This is a genomic window from Streptomyces sp. NPDC056373 (assembly GCF_042262425.1).
Classification (GTDB): domain Bacteria; phylum Actinomycetota; class Actinomycetes; order Streptomycetales; family Streptomycetaceae; genus Streptomyces.
Genome location: NZ_JBHJPX010000021.1, coordinates 1 through 16,395 on the forward strand (window position 1 = coordinate 1; position 16,395 = coordinate 16,395).

At 72.5% G+C, this 16,395-nt stretch carries 14 protein-coding genes; 5 read left to right on the forward strand and 9 right to left on the reverse strand.

What is annotated here, in order from left to right; genetic code table 11:
* Positions 1-288 precede the first annotated feature (288 nt).
* Positions 289-1,104: an inositol monophosphatase family protein gene (locus ACFCXS_RS34320; RefSeq protein ID WP_376647281.1), complete on the reverse strand. Its 816-nt coding sequence runs from the start codon at positions 1,102-1,104 to the stop codon at positions 289-291.
* An 8-nt stretch (positions 1,105-1,112) separates the two neighbouring features.
* Positions 1,113-2,240: a ferrochelatase gene (locus ACFCXS_RS34325; protein ID WP_376647282.1), complete on the reverse strand. Its 1,128-nt coding sequence runs from the start codon at positions 2,238-2,240 to the stop codon at positions 1,113-1,115.
* Between the two features lie 313 nt (positions 2,241-2,553).
* On the opposite strand from ACFCXS_RS34325, the gene ACFCXS_RS34330 reads away from it, so the two are divergent.
* From ACFCXS_RS34330 to sepH, 3 genes are all read left to right on the forward strand, one after another.
* Entirely contained in the window at positions 2,554-3,792 is a 1,239-nt protein-coding gene (locus ACFCXS_RS34330; RefSeq protein WP_376647283.1) for an MFS transporter, read from the forward strand.
* On the forward strand, positions 3,752-5,071 hold the full coding sequence (locus ACFCXS_RS34335; RefSeq protein WP_376647284.1) for a D-arabinono-1,4-lactone oxidase: 1,320 nt from the start codon (positions 3,752-3,754) through the stop codon (positions 5,069-5,071). The genes ACFCXS_RS34330 and ACFCXS_RS34335 overlap by 41 nt, the downstream gene beginning before the upstream one ends.
* A 545-nt stretch (positions 5,072-5,616) precedes the next feature.
* On the forward strand, positions 5,617-6,654 hold the full coding sequence (sepH, locus tag ACFCXS_RS34340) for a septation protein SepH (protein ID WP_376647285.1): 1,038 nt from the start codon (positions 5,617-5,619) through the stop codon (positions 6,652-6,654).
* A 62-nt stretch (positions 6,655-6,716) separates the two neighbouring features.
* On the opposite strand, the gene ACFCXS_RS34345 is transcribed toward sepH, so the two are convergent.
* Complete coding sequence (locus ACFCXS_RS34345) at positions 6,717-7,568, reverse strand: sulfurtransferase (protein ID WP_376647286.1); 852 nt, start codon at positions 7,566-7,568, stop codon at positions 6,717-6,719.
* A gap of 249 nt (positions 7,569-7,817) precedes the next feature.
* Here ACFCXS_RS34345 and ACFCXS_RS34350 point away from each other — a divergent pair, with 249 nt between their 5' ends.
* The gene (locus ACFCXS_RS34350) at positions 7,818-8,621 is read left to right on the forward strand and encodes a VOC family protein (RefSeq protein ID WP_376647287.1); all 804 of its coding nucleotides are present in this window, start codon (positions 7,818-7,820) and stop codon (positions 8,619-8,621) included.
* A 21-nt stretch (positions 8,622-8,642) separates the two neighbouring features.
* Here the strand turns inward: ACFCXS_RS34350 and ACFCXS_RS34355 are convergent, their stop codons facing one another.
* The 4 genes from ACFCXS_RS34355 to ACFCXS_RS34370 form a co-directional block, all read right to left on the reverse strand.
* Positions 8,643-9,293: a thymidine kinase gene (locus tag ACFCXS_RS34355; RefSeq protein ID WP_376647288.1), complete on the reverse strand. Its 651-nt coding sequence runs from the start codon at positions 9,291-9,293 to the stop codon at positions 8,643-8,645.
* Between the two features lie 64 nt (positions 9,294-9,357).
* Positions 9,358-10,554, reverse strand: coding sequence for an alkaline phosphatase family protein (locus tag ACFCXS_RS34360; protein ID WP_376647289.1), 1,197 nt, complete (start codon positions 10,552-10,554; stop codon positions 9,358-9,360).
* Positions 10,554-11,141, reverse strand: coding sequence for a DUF5998 family protein (locus tag ACFCXS_RS34365; protein WP_170320912.1), 588 nt, complete (start codon positions 11,139-11,141; stop codon positions 10,554-10,556). The genes ACFCXS_RS34360 and ACFCXS_RS34365 overlap by 1 nt, the downstream gene beginning before the upstream one ends.
* Positions 11,142-11,192: 51 nt before the next feature.
* The gene (locus ACFCXS_RS34370; protein WP_376647290.1) at positions 11,193-14,015 is read right to left on the reverse strand and encodes a GNAT family N-acetyltransferase; all 2,823 of its coding nucleotides are present in this window, start codon (positions 14,013-14,015) and stop codon (positions 11,193-11,195) included.
* Between the two features lie 178 nt (positions 14,016-14,193).
* Here ACFCXS_RS34370 and ACFCXS_RS34375 point away from each other — a divergent pair, with 178 nt between their 5' ends.
* Positions 14,194-14,475, forward strand: coding sequence for an HPr family phosphocarrier protein (locus tag ACFCXS_RS34375; RefSeq protein WP_003993478.1), 282 nt, complete (start codon positions 14,194-14,196; stop codon positions 14,473-14,475).
* Positions 14,476-14,634: 159 nt separating this feature from the next.
* On the opposite strand, the gene ACFCXS_RS34380 is transcribed toward ACFCXS_RS34375, so the two are convergent.
* Both ACFCXS_RS34380 and ACFCXS_RS34385 read right to left on the reverse strand, forming a co-directional pair.
* Positions 14,635-15,330, reverse strand: a complete 696-nt coding sequence (locus ACFCXS_RS34380) for a GntR family transcriptional regulator (protein ID WP_376647291.1) — start codon at positions 15,328-15,330, stop codon at positions 14,635-14,637.
* A 268-nt stretch (positions 15,331-15,598) separates the two neighbouring features.
* The gene (locus ACFCXS_RS34385) at positions 15,599-16,387 is read right to left on the reverse strand and encodes a M23 family metallopeptidase (RefSeq protein WP_376647292.1); all 789 of its coding nucleotides are present in this window, start codon (positions 16,385-16,387) and stop codon (positions 15,599-15,601) included.
* Positions 16,388-16,395: the final 8 nt, after the last annotated feature.

The window sequence follows — 16,395 nt, forward strand, 5'->3', positions numbered from 1 at the left end:
GTCCCGAGATACGGAACCCCCGGCAGGCCCCGCCCCCCCCCCCCGGGAAAAACGGCACCCCCCCGCCCCCCCGACCGAGGACCCCCCGCCGACCGGTGGGGGCCCCGGCCCCCCCGCCCCCGCCGGCCCCCCCCCCGGGTGGGGCTGGGGGCCCCCCCGCCGGCCTCACACCCGGGCCCGGGGGGGGCCCCGGCCTAACCCCGCGGGGGGCCCCGCCGCTTTGCCACAGGGTGCGTTCACCTGGTGTTCATCGCACCGTCGGTCATTTGCCGGGCAACCCCGGCGCCCTCAGTCGTGCCAGGCTCCGAAGTTCTCCAGGAGCCGCTGGAGGGGCTCGAAGACGCCGGGGGTACCCGCTACCGCCAGAGCGCCCGACGGGCGCTCTCCCGGGCGTCCACCGGTCAGCGCGCCCGCCTCCCGGGCGATCAGGTCCCCCGCCGCGAGGTCCCACGGGTGCAGCCCGCGCTCGTAGTAGCCGTCGAGGCGCCCCGCTGCGACGTCGCACAGGTCGACCGCGGCGGAGCCGCCGCGCCGGATGTCGCGCAGCAGCGGAATCAGCCGCTGCGCCACATCGGCCTGGTGGGCCCGGACGTCGGCGACGTAGTTGAATCCCGTCGACACCAGCGCCTGCTCCAGGGGCGGTGCGGGGCGGCAGGCGAGCTTGCGCTCCCCGTCCCAGGAGCCGGTGGCCCAGGCACCGTGGCCGCGCACGGCGTGGAAGGTCTCACCGCGCATCGGGGCCGTGACGACTCCGACGACGGTCTCGCCGTCTTGCTCGGCCGCGATGGAGACGGCCCAGGTGGGCAGCCCGTACAGGTAGTTCACCGTGCCGTCGAGCGGGTCGATCACCCAGCGGACGCCACTCGTACCCTCGGTGGCGGCGCCCTCCTCGCCGAGCACGCCGTCGTCCGGGCGACGATCGGCGATCAGACCCGTGATCAGCTTCTCCGCCGCGATGTCCATCTCGGTGACGACGTCGATGGGGCTGGACTTGGTCGCGGCGACCGCGAGGTCGGCCGGACGTCCGTCCCTCAGCAGCGCGCCGGCGCGGCGGGCCGCCTCCTGGGCGAGGTCGAGCAGGTCCGTGTGCAGGGGGTCGGTCACGAGGCTCCTCACGCGTAGGTGCTGTCGGCGCCCGCGGCGACGGGCCGGGGAGCGCGGGCCGGGCAGCAGCCGACCGGGCAGAGGTCGTGGCTCGCACCGAGGGCGCCCAGGGCGCACGGCGTGACGTCCTGCCCGCGTTCCACGGCGGCTCGCTCCACGACGAGCTCGCGGATGGCGGCGGCGAACCTCGGGTCGGCGCCGACCGTGGCCGAGCGCCGCATCGGCAGCCCGAGCTCCTCGGCCCGGGCCTTGGCCTCGGTGTCGAGGTCGTAGAGGACCTCCATGTGGTCGGAGACGAAGCCGATGGGGGCGATGACGACGGCCGGGACTCCGGCCGCGTGCCGCTCGTCGAGGTGGTCGCAGATGTCGGGCTCCAGCCACGGGATGTGCGGGGCGCCGGAGCGGGACTGGTAGACGAGCTGCCAGGGGTGGTCGACGCCGGTGCGCTCCCGGACGGCGTCGGCGATCTGCCGTGCCACGTCCAGGTGCTGCTTCACGTACGCGCCGCCGTCGCCGTGCTCCTCGACGGGGCCGGAGGTGTCGGCGGAGGCCGTCGGGATCGAGTGGGTCGAGAAGGCGAGGTGCGCCCCGTCCCGGACGTCCTCGGGAAGCTCGGCGAGGGACTGCAGCACCCCGTCGATCATCGGCTCCAGGAAGCCGGGGTGGTTGAAGTAGTGCCGCAGCTTGTCGACCTTCGGCAGCTCCAGGCCTTCCGCCTCCAGGGCCGCGAGCGCGTCGGCGAGGTTCTCGCGGTACTGGCGGCAGCCCGAGTACGAGGCGTAGGCGCTGGTGGCGAGGACCAGGATGCGGCGGCGGCCGTCGCGGACCATCTCGCGCAGGGTGTCCGTGAGGTACGGCGCCCAGTTGCGGTTCCCCCAGTAGACCGGCAGGTCCAGGCCGTGCTCGGCGAAGTCCTTGCGCAGGGCGTCCAGCAGGGCGCGGTTCTGGTCGTTGATCGGGCTCACCCCGCCGAACAGGAAGTAGTGCTGCCCGACCTCCTTGAGGCGTTCCTTGGGGATGCCGCGCCCACGCGTCACGTTCTCCAGGAACGGGACCACGTCGTCCGGGCCTTCCGGGCCGCCGAACGAGAGCAGGAGCAGGGCGTCGTAGGGGCTGACATCGCGCGCGTCTGGCATGAGTCGATCCTGCCACCCTGCACCGACAGCCGGGAAACGGCGGGGTGACAGAGGCGCGGCCGGCGAGCCCCGGGCGATACGCAGCCGGGTCGGACGGGCGTGAACGGCGGGGCGGCCCCGACGGGGCCGACCGGGTGCGCCGGGTGCGCCGGGTGCGCCGGGTGCGCCGGGTGCGCCGGGTGCGCCGGGTGCGCCGGGTGCGCCGGGTGCGCCGGGGCGATGGTGGTGCTGGACCGGACAGGTGCGCCGGTACGTTCGGGCCGTAAGCTGTGTCGACTGCGTTCGCAGCTTACTGAGCCTTTTCGGAGACCCCGTGCCCAGCCCCTACCGCACTCTGTTCGCAGCCCCGGGCTCCAAGGGTTTCTCCGCCGCGGGCTTCCTGGGCCGGATGCCGCTGTCGATGATGGGCATCGGCGTGGTCACGATGATCTCGCAGCTCACCGGGCGGTACGGGCTCGCCGGTGGCCTGTCGGCGACCATCGCGCTGGCCGCCGCGGTGGCCGGGCCGCAGGTCTCCCGGCTGGTGGACCAGTACGGGCAGCGGCGGGTGCTGCGACCGGCCACACTCATCTCGCTCACGGCGGCGGCAGTCCTGCTGCTCGCCGCGCACCACGGCTGGCCGGACTGGGTCCTGTTCGCGGCCTGCGCCGGCATCGGCTGCGTACCGAGCGTCGGCGCGATGATCCGGGCCCGCTGGGCGGCGCTGTACCGCGGCACCCCGCACCTGCACACCGCCTACTCCTTCGAGTCCGTGGTGGACGAGGTGTGCTTCGTCTTCGGGCCGATCATCTCCATCGGTCTGTCCACGGCCTGGTTCCCGGAGGCCGGCCCGCTGCTCGCCGCCTGCTTCCTGGCCGTCGGCGTGTTCTGGCTGACCGCGCAGCGCGCCACCGAGCCCGAGCCGCACCCGCGGGAACGCGAGGGCGGCGGCAGCGCGATGCGCGCGCCGGGCCTTCAGGTCCTGGTGGCCACCTTCGTCGCCACCGGCGCGATCTTCGGGGCGGTCGACGTGGTCACGGTGGCCTTCGCCGACGAGGAGGGCCACAAGGCCGCGGCGAGCATCGTCCTCGCCCTGTACGCGGGGGGTTCCTGCGTCGCGGGCATGGTCTTCGGGCTCCTGCACTTCGCCGGGGCACCGGAACGCCGGTGGCTGCTGGGCGTATGTGCCATGGCCGTGAGTATGATCCCCCTCCTACTGGTCGGAAACTTGCCGTTTCTGGCCGTGGCGCTGTTCGTTGCGGGACTGTCCATCGCTCCGACGATGATCACGACGATGTCCCTCATCGAAGAGCACGTACCACGCGCGCAGCTCACCGAAGGCATGACCTGGGTGAGCACCGGGCTCGCGGTGGGGGTCGCACTCGGCTCCTCCGCGGCCGGCTGGGTGATCGACGCGGCCGGGGCGCGTGCGGGGTACGGGGTTCCGGCGGTGGCCGGGGCCGTCGCGGTCGCGGTGGGTTTCCTCGGGTTCCGCCGGCTCAAGCGACCGGCACCGGGTCGGGGAGGCTCCGTTGAGCAGCACAGCGAACGGAAAGAACGGCACGTGGCGTAACTGGGGCGGCAACGTCTCGGCGCGTCCCGCGCGAGAGGTCACCCCTGCCTCCGTCGACGAGCTGGCCGCCGCGGTGCGGCGGGCCGCCGAGGACGGTCTGAAGGTGAAGGCGGTCGGCGCCGGGCACTCGTTCACGTCCATAGCCGCGACGGACGGTGTGTTGATCCGTCCTCAACTGTTGACCGGTATCCGCAGCATTGATCGCGAGAACATGACGGTCACGGTGGAGTCCGGCACCCCGCTCAAGAGGCTCAACGTGGCACTCGCGCGTGAGGGCCTGTCGCTCACGAACATGGGCGACATCATGGAGCAGACGGTCTCCGGGGCCACCAGCACCGGCACGCACGGCACGGGCCGCGACTCCGCCTCGATCGCCGCCCAGATCAAGGGCCTGGAGCTGGTCACCGCCGACGGTTCCGTTCTCACCTGCTCCGAGAAGGAGAACCCCGAGGTCTTCGCCGCCGCCCGCGTCGGCCTCGGCGCCCTGGGCCTCGTCACCGCGATCACCTTCGCCGTCGAGCCGGTCTTCCTGCTGACGGCCCGCGAGGAGCCGATGCCGTTCGACCGGGTTCTCTCCGACTTCGAGGAACTCTGGGCCGAGAACGAGCACTTCGAGTTCTACTGGTTCCCGCACACCGGCAGCACCAACACCAAGCGCAACAACCGCAGCGCGGGCCCGGAGAAGCCCGTGCCGCAGCTCAAGAGCTGGATCGAGGACGAGTTCCTCTCCAACGGGGTCTTCCAGGTGGCCAACTGGGTCGGCCGCGCGGTGCCCGCCACGATCCCGGCGATCGCCCAGATCTCCAGCAAGGCCTTGTCCGCGCGGACCTACACGGACATCCCGTACAAGGTCTTCACGTCGCCGCGCCGGGTGCGCTTCCTGGAGATGGAGTACGCCGTTCCGCGCGCGGCCGTCGTCGAGACGCTGCGCGAACTGAAGGCGATGGTCGACCGCTCGGGCCTCCGGGTCAGCTTCCCCGTCGAAGTGCGCACCGCCCCCGCCGACGACATCACGCTGTCCACCGCCTCGGGCCGGGACAGCGCGTACATCGCCGTCCACATGTTCCGGGGCACTCCGTACCAGCGGTACTTCACGTCCGCGGAGCGCATCTTCACCGCCCATGAGGGCCGTCCGCACTGGGGCAAGATCCACACCCGGGACGCGGAGTACTTCTCCCGGGTGTATCCGCGCTTCGGCGAGTTCACGGCGCTGCGGGATCGTCTCGATCCCGACCGGCTGTTCCAGAACGACTACTTGCGGAGGGTTCTGGGGGCGTAGGAGGCGCACGGGGGTGGCGCTGACCGCGCCCTCGCTCCCCGTGGTGTTCGGACTCGGCCCCGGAAAAGAGGTTTCCAGGCCTGCCCGGCCGCCGGCCGGGCAGGTGCCGCCTACCGCCCGTGGCGACGACGTACTCCGGCACAACCCTGGTTTCCGATTTTGGTGATTACGTGAAGTACCCCACGTTCAAGATCGCGAGATGAGGGCAGGGGAGGCGAAGTCCCACCCCTCGCCAGAAGTTGGGCGGCGCGCCGATCCACGCACGTGGCCCGAATGGAGTACTGTTGCGAGCCCTGGGTCCGGTCTCCCGTCAGGGTGCACAGGACCTTTAAGGACCGCCGGGAGGGGGCTAGTTGCACAGGGTGACAGAGTTCGTCACTTAGCGTTGCGAATAGGTAACCGTGCCATAACGGCGATTCAGGGCCCGCGCCCGACACGCCGGGCAACTCGGCAAGGTTGTGGCAGGCTGCACCCGGGCAGGCCACACTCGACTAGCGGAAGCAGCGACGCACGTGACGTCGGCAGGCACCACCCGGGAGGTCCCCATGCCCGAACTGCGTGTCGTGGCCGTCTCGAATGACGGCACACGGCTGGTGCTGAAGGCTGCCGACTCTACGGAGTACACGCTTCCTATCGACGAACGCCTGCGCGCCGCCGTGCGCGGCGACCGTCCGCGTCTCGGCCAGATCGAGATCGAGGTCGAGAGCCACCTCCGCCCCCGCGACATCCAGGCGCGTATACGTGCCGGCGCGACCGCGGAAGAGGTCGCGCAGATGGCAGGCATCCCCGTCGACCGGGTGCGCCGCTTCGAGGGCCCCGTGCTCGCCGAGCGCGCCTTCATGGCCGAGCGGGCCCGCAAGACCCCGGTCCGCCGCCCCGGCGAGAACTCCGGCCCGCCCCTCGGCGAGGCCGTACAGGAGCGACTGCTGCTGCGCGGCGCCGACAAGGACACCGTCCAGTGGGACTCCTGGCGTCGCGACGACGGCACCTGGGAAGTCCTGCTGGTCTACCGTGTCGCGGGCGAGCCGCACTCGGCGAGCTGGACGTACGACCCGCCCCGGCGACTGGTCCAGGCCGTCGACGACGAGGCGCGCTCCCTGATCGGCGAGTCCGACGACCTGTCCGCACCCGAGCCCAGCTTCCCGTTCGTCCCCCGGATCGCCCGGTTGCCGCGCGACAGACCGCTGGACCGCCCCGAGCGCGATCGGCCCAGTCTCCCCGCGCAGGCGTCCGAGCCGATCGAGGAGACCACCGGCGAGAGAGACTCGCTGACGAGCCTGCTCGAGGCGGTGCCGAGCTTCCGCGGCGACCTGGTGGTTCCGGAACTCCCCCCGGCGGAGACCGAGGAGGAGGCCGTCGTCGTGGCCGAGGTCGAGGAAGAAGAGCCTCCGGCTCCCGCGGCCTCGGCCGGTTCCGCCTACGCGGATGTCCTCATGCCGCGCAGTGTGGGCAGTCACCGTGACCGGCTCATCGGGGCCACCGACCGCCAGGCCGAGGCGGACGGCGTACGTCCCGGCCGCAGGGCCGCCGTCCCGAGCTGGGACGAGATCGTGTTCGGCACACGGCGCAAGAAGCAGGAGTAGCCGGACCGGCTACCGAAGGACGAGGGCCGCGCTGTCCGGGCGCGGCCCCTCCTCATGTCGGATCACTGAGGGTCCGGGCCGACGGCGACCGGCCGGTCCGGGTCCGAGGACCACTCCGACCAGGACCCCACGTACAGCTCGGCCGGAATGCCGGCGGCAGCGAGCGCCAGGACCTGATGGGCGGCCGAGACCCCCGAACCGCAGTACACGCCGACCCGCGAACCCTCGGTCACACCAAGCCCCTTGAACCGCTCCCGCAACTTCCCGGCGGACAGGAACCGCCCGTCGGCCCCCACGTTCTCCGAGGTGGGCGCCGACACCGCACCAGGAATGTGCCCGGCCACCGGGTCGATCGGCTCCACCTCACCGCGGTACCGCTCTCCCGCCCGCGCGTCCAGCAGCACCCCGGACCGCGCCAGCGCCGCTGCGGCATCCGCGTCGAGCAGCCCCGTCGCCCCCGGCTCGGGTGCGAAGTCGCCCTCCTGCGGAGCCGGCACGGACTTCTCCAGCGGACCCTCCCAGGACGGCAACCCGCCGTCGAGGACTCGCACATCCGGGTGACCCGTCCAGCGCAGCAGCCACCACGCCCGGGCCGCCGCCCACCCCTGGCCGCCGTCGTAGACAACTACCGGCGCCCCGGCCGAGACCCCGGCCCGGCGCATCGCGGCACCGAAGCGCGCGAGGTCGGGCAAGGGGTGCCGGCCGTCCTCGCCCGGCGCTGAGGCCAACTCCCGGTCCAGGTCGACGTAGACGGCCCCGGGCAGGTGCCCTGCCTCGTACTCGGCCCGGCCGTCGAACGGCGGCTCCCCGGCCGCCTTGGCCGCGGTGAGCTGCCAGCGGACGTCGAGCAGGACCGGCGGGCGGACGCCCGTGAGATCCCTGGCGAGGTCGGATGCGGAGATGATGGCGTTCATGGTGCCCATCCTCGCGCACACGGGTGGCCGAGTCGTCCGTGTCCGGCTACTCTGCTCGGCCGGAGCGGGGCGATCACGTGGCGTACGGGAACAGGCACATGCTGTACAGCTGAGCGACACCCGCCGACAAGCGCGCCGTGACCACAGGTGCCCGCACATCGGGCATTCTCCCGGCAAGGGACGCCCCACAGGGCCGCCCCACCAGGCTGCGGAGAGCACGGCCACCGCGAGGCCGAGAAGAGAGTGACGATGACCGACGCACGGGACTCCGCCGGGCCGAACAGCGACACACCCGTTCGGCACGCGCCCGGCGCGCCCTGCTGGGTGAGCCTGATGGTGCACGGCCCGGACGCGACCGAGGACTTCTACGGAGCGCTGTTCGGCTGGGAGTTCCAGCCGGGGCCCCAGCAGCTCGGGCCCTATGTGCGCGCGCTGCTCGACGGGCGCGAGGTGGCAGGGATCGGACGGCTGCCGTCGGACCGCCATCTGCCCATCGCGTGGACGCCCTACTTCGCCTCGGAGGACGTGGATCTGACGGCCGAGACGGTGCGCAGCCGCGGCGGCACGATCGGAGTGGGCCCGCTCGACGCGGCCGACGCCGGCCGCCTGGCCATCGGCTCCGACCCCTCCGGCGCGGTCTTCGGCATCTGGCAGTCCGCGGCGCACCTCGGCACCGCCGTCGCGGGCGTCCCCGGCACCCCCGCCTGGAACGAACTGCTGACCTTCGAGTCGGCCGGCGTCGCCAAGTTCTACCGGACGGTGTTCGGCTTCGAGGAGGAGCCGGTGGTCTCCGCCGACTTCGACTACGTGTCCCTGCACCTCGGCGGCGAACCCGTCGCAGGAATCCACGGCCTCGGGCACGCTCTGCCCCGCGACCGGGGACCGCACTGGGTCACGTACTTCCAGGTGGCCGACGTGGACGACGCCCTGGACCATCTGGACCACCTCGGCGGGCAGGTTCTCAAGCCCGTGCACGACACGGCCCACGGGCGGGTGGCGCAGGTGTCGGACCCGGAAGGGGCGCGGTTCGCGCTGGTGCAACGCCCGAGATGAAGTCCGGGAGCAGGCCGGGGCTCAGGCGGACGTCACCGGCAGCACGTCCGGGGACAGGGCCGCAGCCCGGGACGTCGCCGCGGTCATCCGGCGGCGGTGATGACGCCGGCACAGGACCTCGTAGCCGACCTCGTCCGCGGAGTGGGTGACGTCGCCGACGACCACCTGGGCGCCCTCGACGACCATCACCCCGCCTATCGTGCGGGCGTTGTGCGTGGCGCGGTCGCCGCACCAGCACAGGGCCTCGACCTGGAGCACCTCGACCCGGTCGGCCAGTTCCACCAGCCGCTGCGAGCCGGGGAACAGCTTGGAGCGGAAGTCCGTCGTGATGCCGAAGGCGTAGACGTCGAGGCTCAGGTCGTCCACCACACGCGCGAGTTGGTCTATCTGCTCCGGCGCGAGGAACTGCGCCTCGTCGGCGATCACGTAGTCGGCGCGGCCGCCCTGCGAGAGGTGGTCGACGAGGTGGCCGTAGAGGTCCTGCCCGTCCCCGACCTCCACCGCGTCCGTCACCAGGCCGAGGCGTGAGGACAGCTTGCCCTCGCCCGCGCGGTCGTCGCGCGAGAAGATCATGCCCTGCAGGCCGCGCGCCGAGCGGTTGTGCTCGATCTGGAGAGCCAGCGTCGACTTCCCGCAGTCCATCGTTCCGCAGAAGAACACCAGCTCGGGCATGTGGAGTTGAGCACCTTTCGGCATGGGAGATCGGGGCGGGCCGTGTGGGGAGCGTACTTCGGGTTCAGGAGCGTACTTCGAGCAGGGGGACCAGCTGCTCGGCGGGGGTCATCGAACCGTGGTTGCCGACCATCGCCGACTCCTTCGGCTCCCGCTCGGAGGCGATGAGCAGGACGTCGTCCCGGGCGGCCGCGACCACGTCGCCGATCCTGCCGTACACCCGTTCGTCGATGCGCGGGCCGAACCAGCCGGCGGCGATGGCCTCGTCGCGTGAGGCGACCCAGAACTGCTCGCCGAGCACCTCGCGCCAGCAGGTCAGCACGTCGTTCGCAGCGCCGGGCACCGCGTAGACGTGGCGGGCACGGCCCTCGCCGCCGAGCAGGGCGACACCGGCGCTCAGCTCCCAGTCCTCGTCGAAGTCGATGCGGTGCTGCTCGTCGAAGGGGACGTCGATCATGCCGTGGTCGGCGGTGACGTAGAGGGCGCTGCGCGGCGGCAGTTGCTCGGCCAGGCGCTGGACGAGGCGGTCGGCGTACATGAGCTGGCCGCGCCAGGTGTCGGAGTCGACGCCGTAGCGGTGGCCGGCGCCGTCGACCTCGGCGAAGTACGTGTACACCAGTGAGCGGTCACCCGCGGCCAGTTGCTCGGCCGCCAGGTCCATGCGGTCCTCGCCGGACAGCCGTCCGAGGAACGTTCCTCCACTGAGCGCGACCTTGGTCAGCGGGGTGTTCTCGAAGGTCGGGGACGACACCTGCGCGGCGTGCACTCCGGCCGCGTGCGCCAGCTGGAAGACCGTGGGGTACGGCTGCCAGGGGCCGGGCGGGGCCCACGGCTGCCAGCGCAGCTGGTTCATCAGCTCGCCGGTGTCGGGGTTGCGGACGGTGTAGCCGGGCAGGCCGTGCGCGCCGGGGGGCAGGCCGGTACCGACGGAGGCGAGGGAGGTCGCCGTGGTCGCCGGGTAGCCGGCGGTGAGCGGACGTCCGGTGCCACCGCGGGAGGTGGCGAGCAGGGACGTCATGAAGGGGGCGTCCTCGGGGTGCGCCCTGAGCTGCTCCCAGCCCAGGCCGTCGATCAGGAACACACAGTTGCGGTCGGCTGGGATCAGCTCCGCGATCGAGGCGCTCATGTCCGGCACGCCCAGGCCGGCGGCCAGGGTGGGCAGGAGGTCGGCGAGTGATCCGCTGCCGTACTCGGGGACCGGTGCGGAGGCGACGGTGAGCGGTTCGGGGTCCGGGTCCCAAGCCGTGTCGAGCTGCGCCATCAGCGGGTCGTGTCCGCGGTCGCCTCGGAGAGCGCCTGCGCGAAGGCGAGCGCCTCCCGCACGGTCTCCGGTCCGTCCCCGGCCTCGCTGACGCGCAGGCTGAGGTCGTCCGCCGTGGAGTTGCCGGTGTAGCCGTGGTCCGCCTCGCAGTTGGGGTCGCCGCAGGCGGCAGGCTCCAGGTCGATGCGTGAGACGGCGCCCCAGCCGATGGTGAGGACGACCTCACGGGGCAGCGTGCCCGGCTTGTACGACTCGGGGTTGGCGACCACGCGGCTGACCACGACGGACGAGATGCGGCCGATCTTCACGGACTCCGTCGACGTCGTGGCGTACGGCGTCGGGGAGGTGCTGTCGGCGGCCTGCTCGTCGGTGTGGCTGACGATGAAGCGGGTGTCGGTGAGGACGAGCACCGTCACGTGCCGCCGTACCTCGTTCTGGTCGAACGTCGTCTCCTGGTGGACCAGGTACGACCGCATGGGCTCACCGCCCACGGCGGCCTCCACCGCCTCGGCCACGAGGGCCGGGTAGTAGCCGCTGCGCTCGATCGCCGCCCGCAGCCCCTGGGTCGTCGTACTGGTCTTGGCCATGACGCCCATCCTACGGGGGACCACTGACTGCGAGGGACCGCTCGCCCCCGGTCAGTACGCGGGGAGCGTGCGCGGGCCGAGGTCGTCTCGGGCGGGAGGGGGCGCGAGGCGGACGGAGGCGCCCAGGACGCTCAGGCCGTGCGAGGCGACGACGACCGGCTCCAGGGTGACCGCGACGACCTCGGGGTGGTCGTCGACCAGCCGTGACACCCGCAGCAGCAGCTCCTCCAGGGCCCGGGTGTCGGCCGGTGCCGAGCCGCGCCAGCCGAACAGCAGCGGGGCGGTGCGGATCGAGCGCACCAGCGAGGACGCCTCCCGGTCGGTGACCGGGATCAGCCGGTGCGCGGTGTCCCCGAGCAGTTGCGAGGCGGCCCCGGCGAGCCCGAAGGAGAGCACGGCTCCGGCCGCGGGGTCGATGACGGCCCGTACGACGACGTCCACGCCGCGCGGTGCCATCCGCTGCACCACCGGCCTCAGCTCCTCGGGTGAGCCGAACAGATCGGTCAGCTCGGCGTAGGAACGGCGCAGTTGGTCCTCGTCCGCCAGGTCGAGGCGGACGCCGCCCAGGTCGGCGCGGTGCCGGAGGTGCGGGGCGGTGGCCTTGAGGGCGACGGGGTAGCCGAGGTCGCGGGCGGCCTCGGCGGCGGCGTCGGGGGTCGGGGCCGGCAGCGCGCGATGGACCTGGACGCCGTAGTGGCCGAGGAGGTCGCAGGTCGCGTCCGTGCCGAGCGTGAGCCCCTGCCCGCGCGCGAGCAGGCCGCCGATCAGTGCTGCGGCGCCCTTCTCCTGGATGTCGTCGTACTCGGGCACCCTGCCGGGGTCGGCGGCGTCGCGTCGCCACTGCGCGTAGGTGACGGCCTGGCCGAGGGCGCGGACGGCGCGCTCCGCGGCGGGGTAGGCGGGGATGAGGTGGGCGTCTTCGGGGGCTTCGGCGGCGGGGACGTGTTCCGCTGCAGCCATAGGACTTGGGGCGTTTTGCTGCGGTTTGTCCGACGCGGCCTGTGGTGCCGTGCTCGCCGCAGCCGACAGGGCCTCCGCGAGGCCGCCGAGCTCCACGTGGACCACCAGGACCGGCTTGGCCGGAGCGGCTGCCGATGCCGAGCGCAGGGCCTGCGCGAGAGCGGCGTCACCGACGGACCCCTCCCCCACCGCCGGTATGGCGGTGACGACGACGGCGTCGCACCGGTCGTCGGCCAGCGCGCGGGTCAGGGCCGCATGGAAGTCGGCCGCGGACGCCGCCGTGGTCAGGTCCTGCGGAGGGTGCGGCCGCAGGCCCTCGGCGAGGCACGCGTCGTAGGTGAGCAGGCCGAGCGACTCGGAGTTGCCGAGGATCGCCACCCTGGGCCCGGCCGGCAGGGGCTGGCGGTCGAGCAGCAGGCCCGCGTCCACCAGCTCGGTGATGGTGTCGACGCGGATGACACCGGCCTGCCGCAACAGCGCCGACACGGTCGCGTGCGGGAGCCGCGTCGCCCGGACGGCGTGCCCCTGGGGGGCGGCGCCGTGCCGCGCACCCTGGACGACGACCAGGGGCTTGGCCGCGGCGGTCCGGCGGGCGAGGCGGGTGAACTTGCGGGGATTGCCGATGGACTCCAGGTACATGAGGACGACGTCGGTGTCGGGGTCCTCGTACCAGTACTGCAGGACATCGTTGCCGGAGACGTCGGCGCGGTTGCCGGAGGAGACGAAGGTGGAGACGCCCGTCACGCCCGTGACGCCCCCGCCGCGCCGGTGCAGCCGGGACAGCAGGGCGATGCCGATGGCGCCGGACTGGGCGAACAGGCCGATCCTGCCGGGGCGTGGCACCTCGGGGGCGAGAGAGGCGTTGAGCCGTACCCGTGGGGAGGTGTTGATGATGCCGAAGGCGTTCGGGCCGATGATCCGCATGCCGTACGTACGCGCGTGCCGCACGAGGGCGCGCTGGCGCTCTCGCCCCTCGATGCCGCTCTCCGCGTACCCGGCGGAGACCACGACCAGCCCCTGCACGCCGTGTTCACCGCACTCGGTGACGACCTCGGGGACGTACTCGGCCGGGACGGCGACGACGGCGAGGTCCACGGGGCCGTCGATGTCCCGCACCGAGCGGTGGGCGGGCACCCCGTCGAGCTCCTTCTGATCCTCGGGGAGGGCCTTGTTCACGGCGTAGAGGCGGCCGGTGTACCCGGCGTCCCGGATGTTGCCGAGGACGCTGCGGCCCACGCCGCCGGGCGTGCGGCCGGTACCGACGACGGCGACCGAGCCGGGCGCGAGCAGCCGCTGCACGGACCGTGCCTCGGCGCGGTGTTCGCGGGCGTACTGCACGGCCAGCGAGCGGTCGGTGGGTTCGAGGTCGAACTCCAGACGGACGACACCGTCCTCGAAGCTGCGCTTCTGGGTGTAGCCGGCGTCCGTGAACACCTTGATCATCTTGGTGTTGGCGGGCAGCACCTCGGCGGCGAAACGGCGGATGCCGCGCTCGCGGGCGACGGCTCCGATGTGTTCGAGCAGCGCGGAGGCGACCCCGCGGCCCTGGTGGGCGTCCTGGACGAGGAAGGCGACCTCGGCCTCGTCGGCGGGTGCGGACGCCGGTGTTCCGTCGGCGCCGATCCGGTCGTAGCGTACGGTGGCGATGAACTCGCCGCCGACCGTGGCCGCGAGTCCCACCCGGTCCACAAAGTCGTGGTGCGTGAAGCGGTGGACGTCCTTGGCGGACAGGCGAGGGTACGGCGCGAAGAAGCGGTAGTACTTCGACTCGTCGGAGACCTGCTCATAGAAGCTGACCAGGCGATCGGCGTCATCAACGGTGATGGGCCGGATGCGCGCGGTACCCCCGTCGCGCAGCACCACGTCGGCTTCCCAGTGGGCGGGATACTCGTGCCGGTCCGGCGAGGTCTGCATGGGCCCCAGAGTACGGCTAGCGCCTGACAACGGCGCGAGGCAGTCTGTGGAGGGCGTCAGTCGGGCCGAGGCCGCGATCCGACGGCACCCCGGAGCGGAACACGAGGATCGCTCCGGGTCGGCTTCACGTTATGGGAAACTGGTCTAGACAACCCTGAACACCGAAGGGCAGCAACACATGGCTGAGCGCCGCGTCAACGTCGGCTGGGCCGAGGGCCTCCACGCCCGCCCCGCCTCCATCTTCGTCCGAGCCGCCACGGCCGCAGGCGTCCCGGTGACGATCGCCAAGGCTGACGGCAACCCCGTCAACGCGGCCTCGATGCTGGCCGTCCTGGGCCTCGGCGCCCAGGGAGGCGAGGAGATCGTCCTCGCCTCCGACGCCGAGGGCGCGGACGCCGCCCTCGACCGGCTGGCGAAGCTGGTCTCCGAGGGTCTCGAGGAACTCCCCGAGACCGTCTGATGTCCTGAGCGCCCGATGCGGCGCACAGCGAAGGGCTCGTCCGAATTCACCGGGCGGGCCCTTCGCCATTCCCGGTCCGCACGGGGTGGAAATTCCCTTCTTTCCGGCAGCGGAAATAAGCCCCCGGGAATTCCCGTCTCTTTGTATACGGCTGCCGTGTTAATGCCGCAGGCTCGCCGTGTTTACGGGATGTTGCGAGTTCCTCACACGGTCCGCACGTTCCTCGGCGGAGCCCAGGCGCAGGCGGTGCGCGCCGGTCGCCCGCTCGGTGTGCAGCGCCGTGACCGCCCGAGCGCGTTCGCCGTCCCCGCGCGCCACCGCGTCCACGATCGCGCCGTGTTCCGCCCAGGACTCCACCGGGCTGAGCGGCGCCTCCACGGCGTACATCCAGGCGATCTTGTGGCGGAGCTGGGTGAGCATCGAGGTCAGGGCCGGGCTGCCGGAGGCCTGGGCCAGCGTCTCGTGGAACCAGGCGCCCAGGGAGCGCAGGTCGTCGCTGTTGCCGCGCCGGGCCCGGTCCTGGCCCAGCCGGACCAGGCCGCGCAGGACCTTCAGATGCGCCTCGGTGCGGCGCTGGGCGGCGCGGGCCGCACCGAGCGGCTCCAGGAGCATCCGCATCTCCAGCAGGTCGCCGGCCTCCTGCACGGTGGGTTCGGCCACGCACGCGCCCGCGTGCCGGCGGGTCACCACGAAGCCCTCGGCCTCCAGCGTGCGCAGCGCCTCGCGGACGGGCACCCGCGAGACGCCGTAGCGGCGGGCGAGGAGTTCCTCGGTGAGCCGGCTGCCGCGTGCGTGGACACCCGCGACGATGTCGTCCCGGATGGCGGTGCACACCGAGTGCGCGGGAATACGCATGACCGGACCTCGCTTAATCCCCGTGAAACGCCGACGAGCGGCGCGTGTTTCCGTGACTCTATTGCAATGAGCCGGAATTTCCGACGGCAGGCGAGAATCCAGGGATATTTTTTGGACAGCGGACACGCGAGGAGATCCGGAACGGGCCCGCGGACATCGGGCGGGCGTCCCGCGGACGTCCAGGCGGGACATCCGGGGGCGTCCGGAGAAGCACCGAAAGCCCCGGCTCGGGGAGCCGGGGCTTCGGGGAACGGCGGAGGCGTTCCGGTCAGACGTTGACGCCGTGCGAGCGGAGGTAGGCGACCGGGTCGATGTCCGAGCCGTAGTCGGGGCTCGTACGCGCCTCGAAGTGCAGGTGCGGGCCGGTGACGTTGCCGGTCGCGCCGGACAGGCCGATCTGCTGGCCGGGGGTGACCTTCTGGCCGACCGAGACGCCGATGGACGACAGGTGGCCGTACTGCGTGTACGTGCCGTCGTCCATCTTGATCACGATGTTGTTGCCGTAGGAGCCGCCCCAGCCGGCCTCGACGACCTCGCCCCTGCCGACCGCGTGGACGGAGGTGCCGGTGGCGGCGTGGAAGTCGACGCCGGTGTGGCTGCCGGAGGACCACAGACCGCTGCTCGCCTTGTAGCCGGTGGAGACGTACGAGCCGGAGATCGGGGGCACGAAGGCGTTGAGGCGCTTGCGCTCGGCCTCACGGGCGGCGCGCTCCTCGACCTCGCGGGCCTTCTCGGCCTCCGCCTTGGCCTTCTCGGCCACCTCGGCGGCCCGCTTGCGGGCGGCCTCCTCGGCCTTCTGCTTGGCGGCGGCCTCCTCGGCGGCCTGCTGCTGCGCGATGGCCTGGGCGTCGATCTGCTGGGCCACGGTGTCACCCATGGTGACGACGGGGGTGAGGCCGGTCTGCTCGGCACTGGGCTCGGCGGCGAAGGCCGCGGGGGCCGCCACCGTGCCGATCACGCCGGTGGTGGCGAGGGCCGCGACACCCGCCGCGCGGGCGGTGCGGCGCTGGATCCTGCTGGGACGTCGGTGCTTCCCGGTGGCGCGAGTGAACGCCATGTGGTGGC

Excerpts from the sequence above, each read along its gene's own strand:
- ACFCXS_RS34345 (WP_376647286.1), bottom strand. The coding sequence starts at position 7,568 with ATGAACGCCATCATCTCCGCATCCGACCTCGCCAGGGATCTCACGGGC.
- ACFCXS_RS34385 (WP_376647292.1), bottom strand. The coding sequence starts at position 16,387 with ATGGCGTTCACTCGCGCCACCGGGAAGCACCGACGTCCCAGCAGGATC.
- ACFCXS_RS34375 (WP_003993478.1), top strand. The coding sequence starts at position 14,194 with ATGGCTGAGCGCCGCGTCAACGTCGGCTGGGCCGAGGGCCTCCACGCC.
- ACFCXS_RS34355 (WP_376647288.1), bottom strand. The coding sequence starts at position 9,293 with ATGCCCGAGCTGGTGTTCTTCTGCGGAACGATGGACTGCGGGAAGTCG.
- ACFCXS_RS34365 (WP_170320912.1), bottom strand. The coding sequence starts at position 11,141 with ATGGCCAAGACCAGTACGACGACCCAGGGGCTGCGGGCGGCGATCGAG.
- ACFCXS_RS34325 (WP_376647282.1), bottom strand. The coding sequence starts at position 2,240 with ATGCCAGACGCGCGCGATGTCAGCCCCTACGACGCCCTGCTCCTGCTC.
- ACFCXS_RS34370 (WP_376647290.1), bottom strand. The coding sequence starts at position 14,015 with ATGCAGACCTCGCCGGACCGGCACGAGTATCCCGCCCACTGGGAAGCC.
- sepH (WP_376647285.1), top strand. The coding sequence starts at position 5,617 with ATGCCCGAACTGCGTGTCGTGGCCGTCTCGAATGACGGCACACGGCTG.
- ACFCXS_RS34360 (WP_376647289.1), bottom strand. The coding sequence starts at position 10,554 with ATGGCGCAGCTCGACACGGCTTGGGACCCGGACCCCGAACCGCTCACC.
- ACFCXS_RS34350 (WP_376647287.1), top strand. The coding sequence starts at position 7,818 with ATGACCGACGCACGGGACTCCGCCGGGCCGAACAGCGACACACCCGTT.
- ACFCXS_RS34380 (WP_376647291.1), bottom strand. The coding sequence starts at position 15,330 with ATGCGTATTCCCGCGCACTCGGTGTGCACCGCCATCCGGGACGACATC.